This is a genomic window from Niabella agricola (assembly GCF_021538615.1).
In the GTDB taxonomy this organism is placed as follows: domain Bacteria; phylum Bacteroidota; class Bacteroidia; order Chitinophagales; family Chitinophagaceae; genus Niabella; species Niabella agricola.
On the sequence record NZ_JAJHIZ010000003.1, the window covers coordinates 4,300,378 to 4,316,739 of the forward strand.

General features: G+C 47.4%; 11 protein-coding genes and 1 tRNA gene. 9 read left to right on the top strand and 3 right to left on the bottom strand.

Translation table 11 applies throughout. The features are described 5' to 3' along the window. Window positions 1-84 precede the first annotated feature (84 nt). Both LL912_RS23355 and LL912_RS23360 read right to left on the bottom strand, forming a co-directional pair. Entirely contained in the window at window positions 85-1,323 is a 1,239-nt protein-coding gene (locus LL912_RS23355; protein WP_235556037.1) for a sterol desaturase family protein, read from the bottom strand. Between the two features lie 75 nt (window positions 1,324-1,398). Beyond that, window positions 1,399-2,880, bottom strand: coding sequence for a hypothetical protein (locus tag LL912_RS23360; protein WP_235556038.1), 1,482 nt, complete (start codon window positions 2,878-2,880; stop codon window positions 1,399-1,401). Window positions 2,881-3,045: 165 nt separating this feature from the next. Here LL912_RS23360 and rbsK point away from each other — a divergent pair, with 165 nt between their 5' ends. The 7 genes from rbsK to LL912_RS23395 all read left to right on the top strand — a co-directional run bounded on the left by rbsK (window position 3,046) and on the right by LL912_RS23395 (window position 13,533). Further along, complete coding sequence (rbsK, locus tag LL912_RS23365) at window positions 3,046-3,993, top strand: ribokinase (RefSeq protein WP_235556040.1); 948 nt, start codon at window positions 3,046-3,048, stop codon at window positions 3,991-3,993. 55 nt (window positions 3,994-4,048) lie between these two features. Further along, window positions 4,049-5,893, top strand: a complete 1,845-nt coding sequence (locus LL912_RS23370) for a beta-L-arabinofuranosidase domain-containing protein (protein ID WP_235556041.1) — start codon at window positions 4,049-4,051, stop codon at window positions 5,891-5,893. A gap of 31 nt (window positions 5,894-5,924) precedes the next feature. Further along, window positions 5,925-6,926 carry a GRP family sugar transporter gene (locus tag LL912_RS23375; RefSeq protein WP_235556042.1) on the top strand — a complete coding sequence of 334 codons (1,002 nt, stop codon included), beginning with the start codon at window positions 5,925-5,927 and terminating at the stop codon, window positions 6,924-6,926. Between the two features lie 51 nt (window positions 6,927-6,977). After that, entirely contained in the window at window positions 6,978-10,112 is a 3,135-nt protein-coding gene (locus tag LL912_RS23380; protein WP_235556044.1) for a SusC/RagA family TonB-linked outer membrane protein, read from the top strand. An 18-nt stretch (window positions 10,113-10,130) separates the two neighbouring features. Then, window positions 10,131-11,903, top strand: a complete 1,773-nt coding sequence (locus tag LL912_RS23385; RefSeq protein ID WP_235556045.1) for a RagB/SusD family nutrient uptake outer membrane protein — start codon at window positions 10,131-10,133, stop codon at window positions 11,901-11,903. A 247-nt stretch (window positions 11,904-12,150) separates the two neighbouring features. After that, on the top strand, window positions 12,151-13,068 hold the full coding sequence (locus tag LL912_RS23390; RefSeq protein WP_235556046.1) for an alpha/beta hydrolase: 918 nt from the start codon (window positions 12,151-12,153) through the stop codon (window positions 13,066-13,068). 120 nt (window positions 13,069-13,188) lie between these two features. Beyond that, complete coding sequence (locus LL912_RS23395) at window positions 13,189-13,533, top strand: hypothetical protein (protein WP_235556047.1); 345 nt, start codon at window positions 13,189-13,191, stop codon at window positions 13,531-13,533. On the opposite strand, the gene LL912_RS23400 is transcribed toward LL912_RS23395, so the two are convergent. Further along, window positions 13,524-14,759, bottom strand: coding sequence for an NAD(P)-dependent oxidoreductase (locus tag LL912_RS23400; protein WP_235556048.1), 1,236 nt, complete (start codon window positions 14,757-14,759; stop codon window positions 13,524-13,526). The genes LL912_RS23395 and LL912_RS23400 overlap by 10 nt on opposite strands. 257 nt (window positions 14,760-15,016) lie before the next feature. Between LL912_RS23400 and LL912_RS23405 the strand changes: the two genes are divergently transcribed. Further along, window positions 15,017-15,100, top strand: a tRNA-Leu gene (locus LL912_RS23405). A gap of 32 nt (window positions 15,101-15,132) precedes the next feature. After that, on the top strand, window positions 15,133-15,987 hold the full coding sequence (locus tag LL912_RS23410; protein WP_235556050.1) for a DUF4982 domain-containing protein: 855 nt from the start codon (window positions 15,133-15,135) through the stop codon (window positions 15,985-15,987). The last annotated feature ends 375 nt before the right edge of the window (window positions 15,988-16,362 follow it).

The window sequence follows — 16,362 nt, forward strand, 5'->3', positions numbered from 1 at the left end:
AAATCTTTATAGAGAACCGTAACACACCATGATTGCCAGGCCCTGGAAATACCCTTGAATAATCACAAAAAAACTACCAAAAGTTCAATCTCGCCTGGTAAAAAGGAGGGTCATTATAAAGGAAAGCAACAAGTACCCGGTCACAAGGATCCAGCCGGAGGCAAAATAAGTTTTGAGCATGAACCAATCTCCATAGTGATAAAGAACGCCCATGCCGCAGCTCACTTTCAAAGTTTCCCAGATCCATGCACCGGAACTTCCATCCATCAACTCAGCCAATGCATACACAAATAAAAAGATGAACAGACCGTAGTAAAAGATGCCGGGAGACCCGATGGCGGCAATATTACCAAACAGGAAACAGATAAAAAACAGCAGGGCGATCAGTTGTACCCAAAGCCAGGGATTGACGCGCCCAGGCAGGGAAGGATTATATTTTTCAAAATGGTAAACGTCTTCTATTTTATAAACGGGATATTTTTTCTCAACATCTGCAGGGCGCCATCCGGTGGGCATCAGCCAAATCCGGAACCGGTCGCGCCAGCTATGGGTACGCCAGGCATCCTTTATTAAAAGCCCTACGTGCTGAAAATTTATTTTTACCGGGTTCCAGGTTCGCACCGGCCGCGTGATACCGTATACCGGTGGAATATCAGGCCGCTCTTCCTGGTACGTGCCAAATAATTTGTCCCAGAAGATAAAGATCTGCGAATAGTTTTTATCCAGGTATTCAGGGTTGATGGCGTGATGCACCCGGTGGAGGGAAGGCGTTACAATCACTTTCTCCAGGAAGCCCATCTTTTTAATAAACGTGGTATGGTACCAGAACTGTGCAAAAAGATGGAGCGGTGCTACAACGGCGATCACCTTTTCCGGAACGCCCAATAATGCGGCGGGCAGCAGGAAAATGACAAAAATATTTGCGAATCCGGAAATGCTTTGCCGCAGGGCGCAGGCCAGGTTAAATTCTTCACTGCTATGGTGTATCAGGTGACCGTTCCAGAAAAAATTATATTCGTGCTGTATGCGGTGTACACAATAACCGGAAAAATCAAGTACTATAAAAGCAATCACATACGTTAGCCAGGTTGCTTCGATATGCATCAGCGCGAAATGACGTACCAGCCAGGAATAGGAATAGATGACGAAGCTCAGGCCGAGCACATCCTTGGTGATATTGGTAACACCACTCAGCAGGCTGCTGATGATATCATTGGTACGCATCTGCTTGCCTTTGTTGCGATGGGCATAAGTCATCTCCAGTAGCACCAGTATCAGAAATACAGGAATCGCAACCAGCAATATCTTTCCGTACGTTTCCATATACAATAACCAAAGCGTTATCAAATTTAATAAAAAAGAAGCGTTGTTTCATGCCTAGGCATCCGGTGTTATTTATTAGCGGAACTTTTCCGCCGCCCATTCCATAAAGTCAAAGTAGTGCATCAGCAATATTTCGTCGGCGCCTTTGCCGGCTGTATTCCGGAGCGGCTGTAGTTGTTTCCAAAGCTGTTGGTTTTTATACCGGAGATTGCGTGAGGGCGAAAGGCTTACAACCCTGAAGATGTATTTTTCGAGCGGATATAGGGCGTTTTTCCCCTTAAAAAAACGTTTGTATGATCGGATCTCGTACTCCAGGTATTCAAGATCGTTCATTTCGTAATGTAGCACAATATTAAAAAGCCTGCAGACCCGGTAATAAGGCAGTGTATAGTCCAGTGTTTTCTTTAAAAGTACCTCGTTTAAAAATTTCACAGCCTTTTTGAGATGGCGTGTGTGAAAAAAAGCCCGTGAGGCATAAAAGATTAACACGGCTTGTTTCTGTTCATGAACCAGTGCAAAGTCTCTGAAACAGGAAACCGGAGTGATGCGGATCAGATCGACAGCGTTTTCCCATTGTTCGCTATAAGCGTACTGACTGAGCTCATACAGTAGTACCGTTTTTTTTACAAGGAACCGGAAGTAATCGGGGTAATGATCCTGGTCCAGCTGATGTAGTTTTTCGATAAAATAGGGCATTTCGTCGTAGTGGCAGATCATTTTCAAACTGTCGAGTATACCGTCCAGCGTGCTGTAATAATCGATCGGCGGATTGGGCCGCAACTGCGCGTTCTTTTCAAAAAGCGTGTTCAGTACATAGAATGTTTTCAACGCAGACTGGTAGTCTCCGATACGTGTAAAGTAGAATGACTGGAAGAGCAGATGTAGTTTACGGGATTCCAGATGGTGTTTGGTTTTATTGTTTACGATGGCCAGCTCGCTCAGGACCAGGTCATCCAGCGCCCTTTTTTTTCCAGTTGCTCCTTTTTGCAACTGGTTGCCCAGCCGGTGTTTCAATATTTCATAGAGCGAATAATGTTCCTGTTCATTCCTCAGGTCCTTTAACAGGTCACGGGCATTTTGTTGTTCTGCAATAAGCGTTTTCTCGTTGATGCCTTCGAAATTGTTTTCAGAGAAATAGTTTAGCTGCGCTCTTTTTAAGAGATACCGCAACGCCAGCCTTTGGGTCTTTTCGGCTATCGGTAGTAATGACCTGATTTCGGTAAATGACTGATCTAACAGGTTCCGTTGCCGGAACAGATCCGCTTTCATTATTCCATACATAAGTTTAAATCCGTCATCCGTCTTTATTTTATTCTGGACCAGTACCTCCGTCACGGATTGAAAAAGATAGCTTGCTGCACTTTCTGCAGATGAAGCAGGGTAGCGTTTTTGGAACTGCTGCTTTATATGCTTCCAGTCTGTTTTATCCGATTGGTCAATCAGGTCAAAAAGAATCACATATGCCTTTTCTTGCTGCTGTTTTTTAGCTCTCAATTTAAACTGCCGTTTTTCTGCAGGTGAAAGAGACCGGATTAATCGCACCAATATATCTGTCATAAATATGCTTGTTCTATATTTTTAATTTTGTAAATTAATAAAAATCAGTATATTAAGATCTGTTTTTTTATTTTTTCCTGATTGTAAATATTTGTTTTATAAAAACAAGGTTTTAAAAATGCAGGGGCGCCGTATTATTTTCGAAGCTGAATACGATTGTATCCCATGCAGAAAAAACAACATTCCAATATTCCCAAAATAGCTGTGGTTGGCAGTACCAATATGGATATGGTAGTAAATGCGGAACGCATTCCCGTACCCGGCGAAACGATCCTGGCGCACAATTTTTTTATGAACCCTGGAGGCAAAGGTGCGAACCAGGCGGTAACCGTAGCCCGGTTGGGTGGGGCAACCTTGTTTATTTCCAAGGTCGGAAATGATGTCTTTGGCCGGCAATCTTCGCAGTTGTTTCACGAGGAAGGTATTGACACCCGTTTTATGTTGTCGGATGATATCCTGCCTTCCGGCGTGGCGTTGATCACCGTAGATCAAAAAGGAGAGAATAGTATTGTGGTAAGTCAGGGCGCTAACAATGCGCTGCTTCCGGAAGATTTTACGGGAGAAGTGTTACTGGAACTGGAAAAATGTAAGATGGTGTTGATGCAATTTGAAATACCCATGGAAACCATCCTTCATGTAGCCCGGTATGCCGTATCCAGGAGTATAAAAGTAGTCATCAATCCTGCGCCTGTACAGGCCATTCCTCCGCAGTTACTGGAATATACGCATATCATCACACCCAACGAAACCGAAGCCGGATTGCTTACGGGGATAAAGGTCAAAAACCTGGACACGGCCAAACAAGCAGCGAAGGCTATACAGGAAATGGGCGCATCAATTGTTATAATAACATTGGGCGCGCAGGGTGCCCTGGTTTGCGAAGACGGAAAGATGACGCTGGTTCCCACAGAAACAGTTCAGGCAGTAGATACCACCGCTGCCGGTGATGTGTTTAACGGGGCATTGGTGGTAGGGCTGTCTAATGGCATGGAATTGCCGGAGGCCACACGCTTTGCCTGCCGGGCCGCCGCCATTTCTGTAACCCGCGAAGGTGCGCAGTCTTCCATTCCATACTATAACGAAGTTATCGCACATTTTATCGGGAAAGAATAACCATTTCGCCGAACTTATAGAATACATTATTCAAGACTATTAAAACGTAACGATCATGCTGATTCAAAAACTCCTTTCTGCATTCTTCATTACCGGAACGGTGCTTTCATCGGTTCAGGCGCAGCAGGCTTCTTTACCGGCATATAAAGCCGATTATACCGTACCGGCTGCCTATGCGGTTCAATTGCCGGAAAATGACCGGCTGACCGGCTACCTGGGAATGCGTTATGATTACAATCTCAATAACCGGCTGTTAAAAATCGACGAAAAGGGCATCCTGGAAGGGTTCCAGGCACGACCCGGCAAACAACGCTGGATCGGGGAACATGTTGGGAAATACCTGGAAACGGCTGCCAATACTTGGATGATTACCCGGAATGCAGCACTGAAAACTCAGATGGATCGCATCTTTAATGAGCTGATCAAAACCCAGCTGGCGGATGGTTATCTGGGTACCTACCTGCCGGATAGCTACTGGACCTCCTGGGATGTATGGGTGCACAAGTATGACCTGTTCGGGCTTTTGGCCTATTACCGGGTAACAGGTAATCAGCGTGCACTGGATGCCGCCATAAAAGTGGGCAACCTGCTGCTGAAGAATTTCGGTGATGCTCCTGGTCAAAAAGACATCATCAAAGCGGGTTCGCATGTGGGTATGGCTGCCACTTCGGTGATTGACCCGATGGCGGACCTGTATATGTGGACCGGCGACCGGCGCTATCTCGATTTTTGCCGGTATATCATAAAGTCGTATGAACATGAGGGCGGCCCTTCCATTATTAAAACCTTGTTGAAAGAAAAGCGGGTAGACAAAGTTGCAAACGCCAAAGCCTATGAAATGATGTCGAACCTGGTGGGTGTTGTGAAATTATACCGTCTTACGGGAGATGACGAATACCTGAAAGCTGCTCAATACGCCGTTGCGGATGTAACCTCCAAACGCCTCTTTGTTACCGGAACCACCAGCGATCATGAACACTTTATACCGGATTATCTGCTGCAGGCAGACACTGCGGCGCATATGGGCGAAGGTTGTGTAACCACCACCTGGATCCAGCTGAATATGCAATTGTTTGCTATCAGCGGTGATCTGAAATATTATAATGAAATGGAAAAGGCGGTATACAATCATTTGCTGGGTGCTGAAAATCCGGAAACCGGCTGCGTGAGTTATTATACTCCGCTGATTGGTGTAAAGCCTTACCGTTGCAATATTACCTGCTGTTTGTCCAGCGTTCCACGGGGCATCGCTCTGATCCCTTATCTGAACTATGGAAAACTTAATAATCAACCCACGGTGCTGATGTATGAAGCTGCAGATATTAAGGACCAGGTTCAAACGACCAATGGGAACACAATTCCGCTGGCAATCCAGATCCGGTCAGGCTTCCCGGCAAACGGAAAAGCATCCATCCAGGTGCAGCTACAAGCCGCTGCCCGCTTTGCGTTACAGCTGCGGGTACCCGTTTGGGCCACGAAATTTAAAGCTACCGTTGGCGGAAAAACCTATACCGGTAAGGCGGATGAACTGATCACTATCGATCGTAACTGGAGCCGGGAAAATACGATCGCTGTTTCGTTTGAAATACCGGTAACTATTTTACCGGGTGGCCAGAGCTATCCCGATTTTATAGCCATCAAAAGAGGGCCGCAGGTGCTGTCGGTTGATCAGTCGCTGAACCCTTCCTTTGACATCAGAAAAGCTGCATTTCAGGCGCCTTCGGCTTTACAGCTTACTGACGCTGCTGCAAAGCTTCCCGCGCAGTGGATCGGAAGGCAGGCATATATCGCCCGATTGAAGACCGCATCGAATAAAACACAACCGGTGGTATTGGTGCCTTATGCCGAGGCTAGTCAAACCGGTGGGGATGCCAGCGTTTGGATTCCGGCCGCGAAATAACAGGTTTCTTCTAACGATCAAAAATTGCTTTATGTACATTGTAGATGATTATTTACTGGCCGTGTTCTTTTGCGTAATCACCATGTTTTGCTGGGGCTCCTGGGCCAACACGCAAAAACTGGCGGCCAAAACCTGGCGGTATGAATTTTTTTATTGGGATTATGTAGTTGGAGTGCTGCTGTTTTCATTGTTGTCTGCCTTTACGCTTGGAAGTCATGGAACAGAGGGGCGGGGTTTCCTGGAGGACCTGGCGCAGGCCGATATAAAAAATATGCTGAGTGCCTTCCTGGGCGGAGTGATTTTTAATGCAGCCAATATCCTGCTGTCCGCAGCGATCGCTTTATGTGGTATGTCGGTGGCTTTCCCGGTCGGGATCGGCATTGCCCTGGTGCTTGGCGTAGTAGTGAACTATTTTGGCGCAGCCAAGGGTAATCCCATGTTTATCTGGCTGGGAATCGGGTTAATTATGGTAGCCATTGTATGTAACGCGCTGGCGTACCGGAAAGCGCAGGTGGGTGCACAAAAAGCTTCGGCAAGGGGCATCGTGCTGTCCATTGTTGCCGGCCTGATCATGGCATTCTTCTACCGTTTTGTAGCCGCATCCATGGATCTCTCCGATTTTAAGAACCCGGCCGCCGGAAAGATGACCTCTTATACCGCTGTAGTAATCTTCGCTGCGGGAATCTTTATCAGTAATTTTCTTTTCAATACCATCGCCATGAAGAAACCGGTGCAGGGAGCACCACTGTCTATTTCAGGCTATTTTAAAGGAAACTTTAAAACGCACCTGGTAGGAGTGCTGGGCGGAATGATCTGGTGCGTAGGCCAGTCTTTCAGTCTTATTGCCTCAGGCAAGGCCGGCGCGGCCATTTCCTACGGTTTGGGCCAGGGTGCCACCCTGGTATCCGCACTTTGGGGTATCCTGATCTGGAAAGAATTTAAACAGGCACCGCCTGCTGCAGACCGGCTCAACCTGGGAATGTTTATTTTGTTTATACTCGGACTTGCTGCGCTGATCTATGCAGGAGCTTAAAGGCGTCCGCTCCTGATTGCTTTTATTTTTCCATTTTATAAAACGGTTTTTATGTCATTGAATGCATATCCCGTAAGGGCAGCCCTTTTTTTGTCCTTACTTTTCATCAGTTTTCAAGCACTCGCTCAGCAGCGTTTAAAACCGGTAACCGGTGTTGTAACGGATGATACCGGCCAACCGGTAACCAGGGCATCGGTTATCGTAAAGGGCACATCCGGTGGACAGGCTACTGACAGCCTGGGCCGGTTTGCCATAGATGTACCCGGCAATGGCGTGCTGCTCATCAGCGCTATGGGGTACCACAACCAGGAAGTGCGGATCAGTGCTCAACAGGAATACGCCGTTGTACTTGCGCAAAAAAAAGATGCACTTACAGAAGTGGTGGTGATCGGTTATGGATCTGCCCGGAAAAAAGACCTGACCGGCGCGGTGCAAACCGTAAACCTGGAGCACTCGCCGCTGGCTACCTTGCCTAATACCAATGCGCTGCAGGCCTTGTCGGGAACGGTTTCCGGGCTAGTGGTACCACCGCAGTCCAAGGCCGGGCAGGATCCGCTGGCTTCCATCAATATCCGTGGCGATCATTCCATTGATCCCTCGGGTTCCGGTTTAAACCGTCCGCTGATTGTGGTGGATGATATTATCTTTAACGGGAGCATGAATCAGATCAATATGCAGGATGTAGCATCCATTAATGTGTTAAAGGACGCCAGCTCTGCCGCGATCTACGGTTCCCGTTCGGCCAATGGGGTTATTATCATTACCACCAAAAAGGGAAGGTCTCCCAAACCGGTACTTACCCTTAATTCATCGTACGCGTTCCAGAACTGGTCGCGCAAACCGGCGATGCAAATGAACATTGATCAGTTGCTGAAGAACCGCTGGGATTATTTTGTGAATGCCGGAAGAGTCCCTGCCAATACAGAGTTTAATGCGTCGCTGATCTTAACACCGCAGGAGCTGGACGCGTATAATAAGGGCATTAAAACCAACTGGCTGAATGAAATTACGCAATACGCGCCCGTGCATAATCACAACCTGGGTGTTTCGGGAAATGCACAAAATGTAAACTATTATTTATCGGCCGGGATACTGGATCAGAAAGGCGTAATCTATAATGATCATTATAAGAAAGCCACATTTTTAGGAAAGATCGAAACAAAGATCAACCGGTATATTACATTTGGCGCAAAAGCCAACTATTACAGTGCCGATAATTCCGGTTTAACGCCGAGTATGCAGCTGGCTACCTGGATGTCGCCCCTGAGCGCTAATCAAACATTCACGCCGGGTTATGAACAGTGGATTCCTTCAAACCCCTCAGGATCCAGTGCCCGCAATCCTTTCGTGGGCTTTGAACGGCAGGTAGGGCCGGCATACGGATCAGATGAAAACAAATCGCAGAACATCGACGGGGCCGGATGGCTGGTGATACAGGCACCCTGGATCAAGGGACTGAAATATAAGCTAACAGTGAATGGTACGCAGACGCATTCGGTATATAACCTGGATGTAGGCCCCCGGCTCTTTGTAGATACGCGCAATACCGCCAATATGGATAATGTGGAAAATTTCTGGTCCATGGCCTATTCCACGGCACGTACCGCCAATACCCGCACCTGGCTCATCGACCAGATCCTGACCTATACCAATACCTTTAATAAACATAGCCTAGACGTTATGGCTGGGTATACCCGGGATGCCATGCGTTATAATGCATTGAGCACCGAGGGCAACGGGTATCGCATGCCCAATCCGCTGAAGTGGAATGGCATCAATATGGCCATTACCCAGAAGATAAACAAAACAGAATCGCGTTATCAGAACCTGGCGATGATGGTACGGGCCAACTATAACTACGATAGCAAATATTACCTCACGGCAACGTTCCGTCGCGATGGATTTTCAGGATTCGCTCCCGGAAATAAATATGGCAATTTTCCCGGTATCTCGGTGGGATGGGCCCTGTCGGAAATGGACTTTTTTCAGAAAAATACCTGGATCGAATACCTGAAGTTAAGAGCTTCCTGGGGTGCCACCGGCAATCAAAGCATTGCTCCTTATGAAACCCTGTCTACCGTAGGACTGGATTATACCGTTTTTGGAGACAATTCGGGGTTAGCCCTGTATCCGAACCGGATGAGCAATGCAAAACTGAGCTGGTCTACCACTACTACTCAAAACTTAGGGGTAGATGTTACCCTGCTTAAAGGAAGAATATCCGGCAACATTGATGTATACCGGTCGCAGACAAAGGACCAGCTGCTGACGCGGAGCCTGCCGTATATGAATGGCTTTTTAACCGTACGCACCAATGTAGGACGGGTAGACAACCAGGGTATCGAACTGGTATTGAATACGGTGCCGGTGGATGCATCAGGTACCAAAGGACTGGGTTGGGAAAGCGGGATCGTGTTTTCGCGGAACCGGAACAAGATCGTGGAACTGTATGGTACTTATGATGAACAGGGGCGTCCCAAGAACGATATTTCTGGGGCACCGGCGGGTGATGCCTATATTGTAGGCAAATCCATCCATAGTGTTTGGGATTATAAGATGATCGGCATCGTGCAAAAGGATGACCTGGAGTACATCAACCGGTATAAAGCAAAACCCGGAGATGTAAAATTCCTCGATTATAATAATGATGGCAAGATCAATACAGACGATTATCATTACCAGGGAACCCGTGATCCCCTGTTTATCCTGAATTTTAATAATACCTTCTCTTATAAAAAACTTTCTCTTTATTTCAGTCTTAAATGGGTAGCGGGTGATGATGCACATTATCTGGGGAAGGATCGTTATGGTACGATGGCTTCGATGGCCATTGCCAACGGAGCGCAGCTCAAGCGGGTTGATCCCTGGACACCGGATCATCCTACCAATATATATCCGAGAGTGGATTGGGTAAACAGTTTAAATTACTGGTTCTGGAATACGCGGTCGTTTATGAAATTAAAAGACCTGACACTTTCCTACACATTGGATGGCCGGCCGGACGCAAAGATCCGGTATCAGAACCTGAAGTTGTATGCCAGTGCCAACAACCTGTTCACGCTGACCAAATGGACGGGATTGGATCCTGAAGACGGAGGCACGATTGCCGCGAACCCCGGGAGCATCTTCTATGGCAGTTTTCCGGTGCTGCGTACCTATTCCTTCGGGCTGATATTTTCTTTTTAAATCTCAAAAATGATTGTTATGAAGTTTAGTTTAAATAGCATCAGAAAGATGGTACCTGTTTGCCTGTTTTTAGCCGTAACCGGCTGCCGGAATGATGCCTTCCTCGATGAGCCCGTGTTCCAGCTAACCACACAGACGGCCTACAAAACGCCGGCGCAAATCGATCTCGCCATTAACTACCTGCATAACCGCATGCAGTATCTGAACATTTCATCTTACCAGTATCACAATTATATGATGACCGGGCTTGGTTTGGATGAATTCTTTAGCACCAATACTGAGTTTACCACCAGCAACTGGAAGCTGATGACACCTTCGGAACCGGGCTATAACGCCTACTGGGCTACCGGCATGAGCCAGATCATCACCTATGCAAACACAATCATTGAAGCCTGCAACAATCCCGCGGTAAAGTTTGTAAGCGAGCAACAGCAAAAAGAATTAATGGGCGAGGCATTGTTTTTCCGGGCCTGGGGGCATCGCTGCCTGGTGGGCATGTTTGGCGACTGGCCCGTGATCACCAGGGTGGAGAAGACACCCAAACTGGATTACACCAGGGCGCCCAGGGTGGAGGTGTGGAAACAATGCCGGGAGGATCTGGTCATAGCTGCAGCCACGCTGCCCAAAACCACCACCCGTCCCGGACGGATCGTACGTGCGGCGGCTGATCACCTGCTGGCCGAGATCTGCATCAGCCTGGGAGATCACACAAAGGATAAGCGCTATTATGCAGAAGCCATCAACGCCGCAACCAATGTGATCGGCGGTGCCGATGGGGATTACCAGCTGATGAAGAACCGGTTTGGAAAGAGAGCAGGTGAAGCGGGCAAAGATGTGTACTGGGATCTGTTCCGTGCAGGCAACTTCAATTACCAGGATGGTAACAAAGAGTCGATCTGGACGGTTCAGTATGATTACAACAATGCGATTGGTGGAACAGGGGGGATGCCGGGCTCTGCCACCACCAATAAACTGTTGCTGGAATTTGCTTTTCAGTCCACATCCTATTTTGTAGACCGGCAGTTGAAGGATGCCAATGGAAAGTCGTATTACTTCTTTGGAGATGGGGCGGTAAAATTTCCGAACGGCAAGTCGAGCCAGGCGGGAAGTGATGAACGCGGTGTAGGAACGGCGCAGAATCGGCCCACCAATTATTTCCTCTATACCGTCTGGGAAGGTGCCGGAAATGACATCCGGAATTCGGAAGCCAATATCGAGCGGAATATTAAACAGGCTGGTGGCCGGCCCTGGAGGGAAGTATTTGACGAAATAAAAAGCAAAGGAGACTGGAATAAGATCATTCCTAATGACACCATACGCAGTATCTATCCACGGATCTGGAAGTTTTCGACGGATAAACACATTAACGGAAATCCTGAATTTTATGATGCGGATATTTACGTGATGCGGCTACCGGAAACCTATTTATTAAGGGCCGAAGCGTATATGAAAAATGATCAGCTGTCGCAGGCCAAAGATGATATCAATGAAGTACGGACAAGGGCGAATGCCCCGCTTATTACCACCGCCAGTGTAAACATGGATTATATTCTGGATGAGCGGGCGCGGGAATTGTTTGGGGAAGAGTATCGCCTGGTTACGCTGAGCCGGCTTTCTTCAAAGGAGAACCCGGTACTGGTGCAGCGTGTACTCAAATATGGATGGGACTTCCCGGATCTTCCTAAAGAAACCCGGCCCAACATACAGCCGCATCAATGGGTATACCCGATCCCGCAGGCGATCATCAACTCAAATACCGATGCCGTCTTCCGGCAAAACGAAGGATATTGATGGCGGTGCAACAAAAGGCGTGTAACATGAGCGCTTACCGTCACCTGAGCTGATGAAGCGGTTGACGGTAAGCGTGAATAGATGCTGATGCGACATCCGGATAACAACCGGTATCCGGTACAGAGCAGGATGCCGCATTGGAAGATGTTTCCTAAATTGTGGCGATATGAGAGACGGCGGTATGAAAATAATTCGGCTGAAACGGCTTCTTGCCAGAACCGGCGGTAGCAGGCATTGCAACTACATAATGAAAGGAATCGTTGGTGCCCTGTTTTTTTTGTATTCGCTGGTGCCATGTAGTGCCCAGGAAATTCCGTTGTATGAAGGCACCATTCCCAATGCAAAATCAACAAATGTAAAAGAAGTCCATCGCTTTGACCCGGTTGTAGATAGTTTAATCAGTAAGGTATCGGCGCCTACGCTCACTGTTTTCAGACCGGCCCATTTGCCACCCCGGGCCCCGGTAGTTATTATTTGTCCGGGTGGGGGATATCATACGTTACTGATCGAACGGGAAGGCCGGAAGGTGGCCGCAGCTTTTAACCAGCGGGGTGTTGCAGCTGTTGTACTGAAATACCGCCTGCCGGATGATGCCCATTTGGTGAATAAATCGATCGTGCCTTTACAGGATGCGCAGCAGGCGGTTTTACAGGTACGGAAACATGCGGCAGCCTGGGGGATTGATCCCGGCGCTGTGGGGATCATGGGCTTTTCGGCGGGAGGACATGTGGCTGCTATGGCCGGTACGCATTTCGACACGGCAGTGATACGGCATCCTGCCGGCATTAGCCTGCGTCCGGATTTTATGATATTGATCAATCCCGTGATCAGCTTTTCGGATCGTACAGGTCATCTTGGCTCCCGCGCAAATCTGCTGGGGCCACGGGTTTCAGAAGACCAGATCCGCTTTTTTTCTCCCGAAAGCAATGTACGTCCGGATACGCCCCCCGCTTTTCTGGCGCATGCGGCGGATGATAAAGTGGTGCCGCTGGCAAACAGTATCGATTTTTTTAACGAATTGAAACGCAATAAGGTTGCCGCGGAAATGCATATTTATGCGTTCGGCGACCACGGTTTTTTAAATAACCTGCCGGCTTTCGGGCAATGGTTCGGGAGCTGCATATACTGGATGCAAACCTCAGGGTGGTTAAAGCCTCTGCGATAACGGGTATCGTTCTGTGTCTCGACCTACATTAAAGGAAATGCTGCAATGGGCTCCCGTTTGTTTTTTTAATTTCAGTTATGGTTATTTTGCTATGAAAATGAAAGTAAATAAGGAAACAATATGGCTACTGATATCGGTTTTGAAATCCGGCTGATTCCCAGGAACGGATCGCTTGCAGACAAGGATATTCAGCAAGTGCGGGCAATTTGCGAACGGGCAAAAGCGCATTGTGAACTGGAGGGCCTGTATGGTAAATATAAGTTTGAACTCCGGGAACGGAACGGTTACTTATCGGTTGAACTTTACGGGTACTACCGCGGCGACCAGGAAGATGATGTTGAGGCGCTGGAGGAAGTGTTGGAGCTGACCTGGCGGGATGAAGATAATGGTCTGCTTATTGCCGAGCGTTATTTCAAATCAATAGAAGAGGACTATATGATCCGTGCCATCAGGGATTACTGGTAGAAGGTCTCTCCGGTAGCATTGGTGCCTTCAGCATAATCCTGCAGGTAGGCATAATGAGCCGTCAACATGCCGTTCTGTGCAATCGTTGCCCTTCTTAATATTTCGCTTCCTTTGTGCAGCAGGTCATCGAGTACAAATTTAATCAGCTGTTCGCCAAAATAGCGGCTGGCGTCGCGGGGTAATTCATTGGGCAGGTTGCCTACCGCCATGATATCGATCGAACTTTTCAAATAGGGTGCTGTGATGGCGCCGGTTTCCCGGTCGATGCCGTAAACAGGGTCGTCGATGGTCTGTGTTCTTTTATTGATCGGAACAGAGCCGTTTTCGTCGTCCGAAACATCGGCGATGGTTTCAATAATAAAGTCTTTTTTTTTGATATCCGCCGCTTCAAATAAGCGGGGTACACCGTCGTACCAGTACACTCCATTTAGTAAAATATCGGTTTGTCGGGTATAGGGCGCAAACCGGCTGATATATTTTTGAGGGTGCTCATGAAAATCCTGGCGGTTATAGGTTTTGTTTATCGGTTGCTCATAAAGATCGTAACCTTTTAACTGCGTATATACAGGATAGTTAAAGCGTCGTTCAAGGTATTCATCCGGCTCAACCTCATGCACGCCCATAAGATTCATGATTTCCAGCAAGCCGTGAGCAACCCGGCCGCTGCCGGTGATTGCTATCTTCAGATTGGGAAGCCGCAGACCAAAGTAGGTGTGGATCAGTTCTTTGAAGTTTTTTTGTTTGTATACCCGCTCCAGGCTGAAAAGCCCCGTCCGGTTACCATAGGCCATTAGCCCGTTATGTGCGCCTACGATGCCTGCAAAAAAACCAAAGCCAATGATCCGTTTGCCGTCTTCGTGTTCCAGGCATTCATAATCGATCAGCGTAATCTTTTTGTTGAGTATGGCCTGCAGCAGTTTTTGGTTGTGGGGCTGTTTCTTTTTTGTATGCGAAAAAAAAAGATAGGTTTTGCCGGGGATCAGGTCATTTACCGGAACCTCTTTGATGCCCAGCAGAATGTCGCAATCGGCCAGGTCTTCGCTGATACGGACTCCAGCCCGTTCATACTCTTCATCTTTGTAACAACGCAGGGGCGCCGGCTGCACTACAAACAAAAGGTTGGGGCGGTGCGCCTGCAGCCACTTGCATTGGGCCGGGGTGAGCGCCACCCGGCTGTCTGCAGGAATTTTACCCTCCCGTATCAACCCTATTTTTATCTGTTCCATGGCCGTTCCGTTTTCCGGTTAAACAATACAGCAATTTAATTGTAACTTTATTGGATCAGATAATGAAAATACTGAATAAAATATTATCCATACTCCGCAATAGCCTGCTCCCGAAAAAAAGCTGCTGCAAATAACAGGAGGCAGCGGTAAAAAATATGTTGTCGGAAATGTAGTGTTTTCCACTGAAAGGTTGTAATATTGCACCCCATTCGCCTGAATCGTCGTGCGAATGTATTTTTGACATTGTTGAAGTAATTGCCCAGATGGCGGAATTGGTAGACGCGCTAGACTCAAAATCTGGTTTCCGCAAGGGAGTGCAGGTTCGATTCCTGTTCTGGGCACTTGATTATCAATCAGTTATAAAAGACTCGCAATGCGGGTCTTTTTTATTTGCACACAAAAGTTTTCAGAGGTATTAAAGAACTTAATTGTAGCTGTAAGTATCCTGTGGACAGGGATTGACTATCTGGGAGAATCCGGCAAATGGTCATCCCGCGGTTTTTATTCCGGCTTACTGGACTTTGCAGGCTTCATCAAGCCTAGGGGGTATTTCCGGCAATCGCTTTGGAGCGGGAAACCGGCGATATATTTAGGCACGTATCCTGTGCGCGGAGGCAACCGCTCCGAAGATGTTTTATCCAGCACAGTGGGTAAAAAAGAAGAAACGCTTTCGATGGATGCCTGGCCCGAATGGAATTATAAAGATGGGCAAACCATCCGGGTGGTATGCTATACCAATGCTGCTAAAGTTCAGCTGATGCTGAACAACCGACAACTAGGAGCTATAAAAGACTATGATAATAAAACCGGCATCATTTACTGGGACGTGCCATACCAGCCAGGCGAATTAAAGGCGGAAGGGATAGATGCAGCAGGTAATGTCATATCGGTTAGCAGTATAAAAACATCGGACGATCCTTATGCAATTGAAGTGATTCCTTTATCCAATAACAATAAAGCGCAGGTTGCCCAGGTGGCCGTGCAAATAACAGATAAAAACGGGCGGCCGGTCATGCATTCAGATACGGAGATCTCCTGCAGCATAACTGGAGGTGCAACCTTACTGGGACTGGAAGCGGGTAATAACAGCGATATGGGCGACTATACGGATAATAAACAGAGAACCTTCCGTGGCCGCCTGATGGCGTATATAAGAAGAAACGGAAGAGGTACGGTCAGGTTAGTATTTAGTGCTCCGCATCTGAAAGAAGCTGTTATTGTATTATAAGATCTCTTTTAAACCAAAGAATGTAATCAACAGGTGCTTTTTGTTGGAGTATTACTGGCAACCCGGATCAATGCGTATCGTTTGGAAAATGCCTATAGGGCACCAAATTGAAGGAATGGGAAGCAGCATGTTTTGTGATCAGCTTTTTTGCGGTGCTTTAGGCCGTATTTCAGGCACCGGTATTTGGCCCCAGGCTTTTATAGCCTGATTTAAATGGTTGCGGCGGCTTATCGTATTGTCAACGGGTTGAATAACAGTATGTTTCTTTCAGGAAAATATTTTTTTAAAAAATAAATGTTAATTTGACAATTAATGATTTATTTTTTATTTTTGTGCAAACGTTTGCAAAAAAGTATTGTTCTTGCTGAAAAGTTA

Coding starts and splice junctions, on each gene's coding strand:
- LL912_RS23355 (WP_235556037.1), bottom strand. CDS start 1,323: ATGGAAACGTACGGAAAGATATTGCTGGTTGCGATTCCTGTATTTCTG.
- LL912_RS23360 (WP_235556038.1), bottom strand. CDS start 2,880: ATGACAGATATATTGGTGCGATTAATCCGGTCTCTTTCACCTGCAGAA.
- rbsK (WP_235556040.1), top strand. CDS start 3,046: ATGCAGAAAAAACAACATTCCAATATTCCCAAAATAGCTGTGGTTGGC.
- LL912_RS23370 (WP_235556041.1), top strand. CDS start 4,049: ATGCTGATTCAAAAACTCCTTTCTGCATTCTTCATTACCGGAACGGTG.
- LL912_RS23375 (WP_235556042.1), top strand. CDS start 5,925: ATGTACATTGTAGATGATTATTTACTGGCCGTGTTCTTTTGCGTAATC.
- LL912_RS23380 (WP_235556044.1), top strand. CDS start 6,978: ATGTCATTGAATGCATATCCCGTAAGGGCAGCCCTTTTTTTGTCCTTA.
- LL912_RS23385 (WP_235556045.1), top strand. CDS start 10,131: ATGAAGTTTAGTTTAAATAGCATCAGAAAGATGGTACCTGTTTGCCTG.
- LL912_RS23390 (WP_235556046.1), top strand. CDS start 12,151: ATGAAAGGAATCGTTGGTGCCCTGTTTTTTTTGTATTCGCTGGTGCCA.
- LL912_RS23395 (WP_235556047.1), top strand. CDS start 13,189: ATGGCTACTGATATCGGTTTTGAAATCCGGCTGATTCCCAGGAACGGA.
- LL912_RS23400 (WP_235556048.1), bottom strand. CDS start 14,759: ATGGAACAGATAAAAATAGGGTTGATACGGGAGGGTAAAATTCCTGCA.
- LL912_RS23410 (WP_235556050.1), top strand. CDS start 15,133: ATGCGGGTCTTTTTTATTTGCACACAAAAGTTTTCAGAGGTATTAAAG.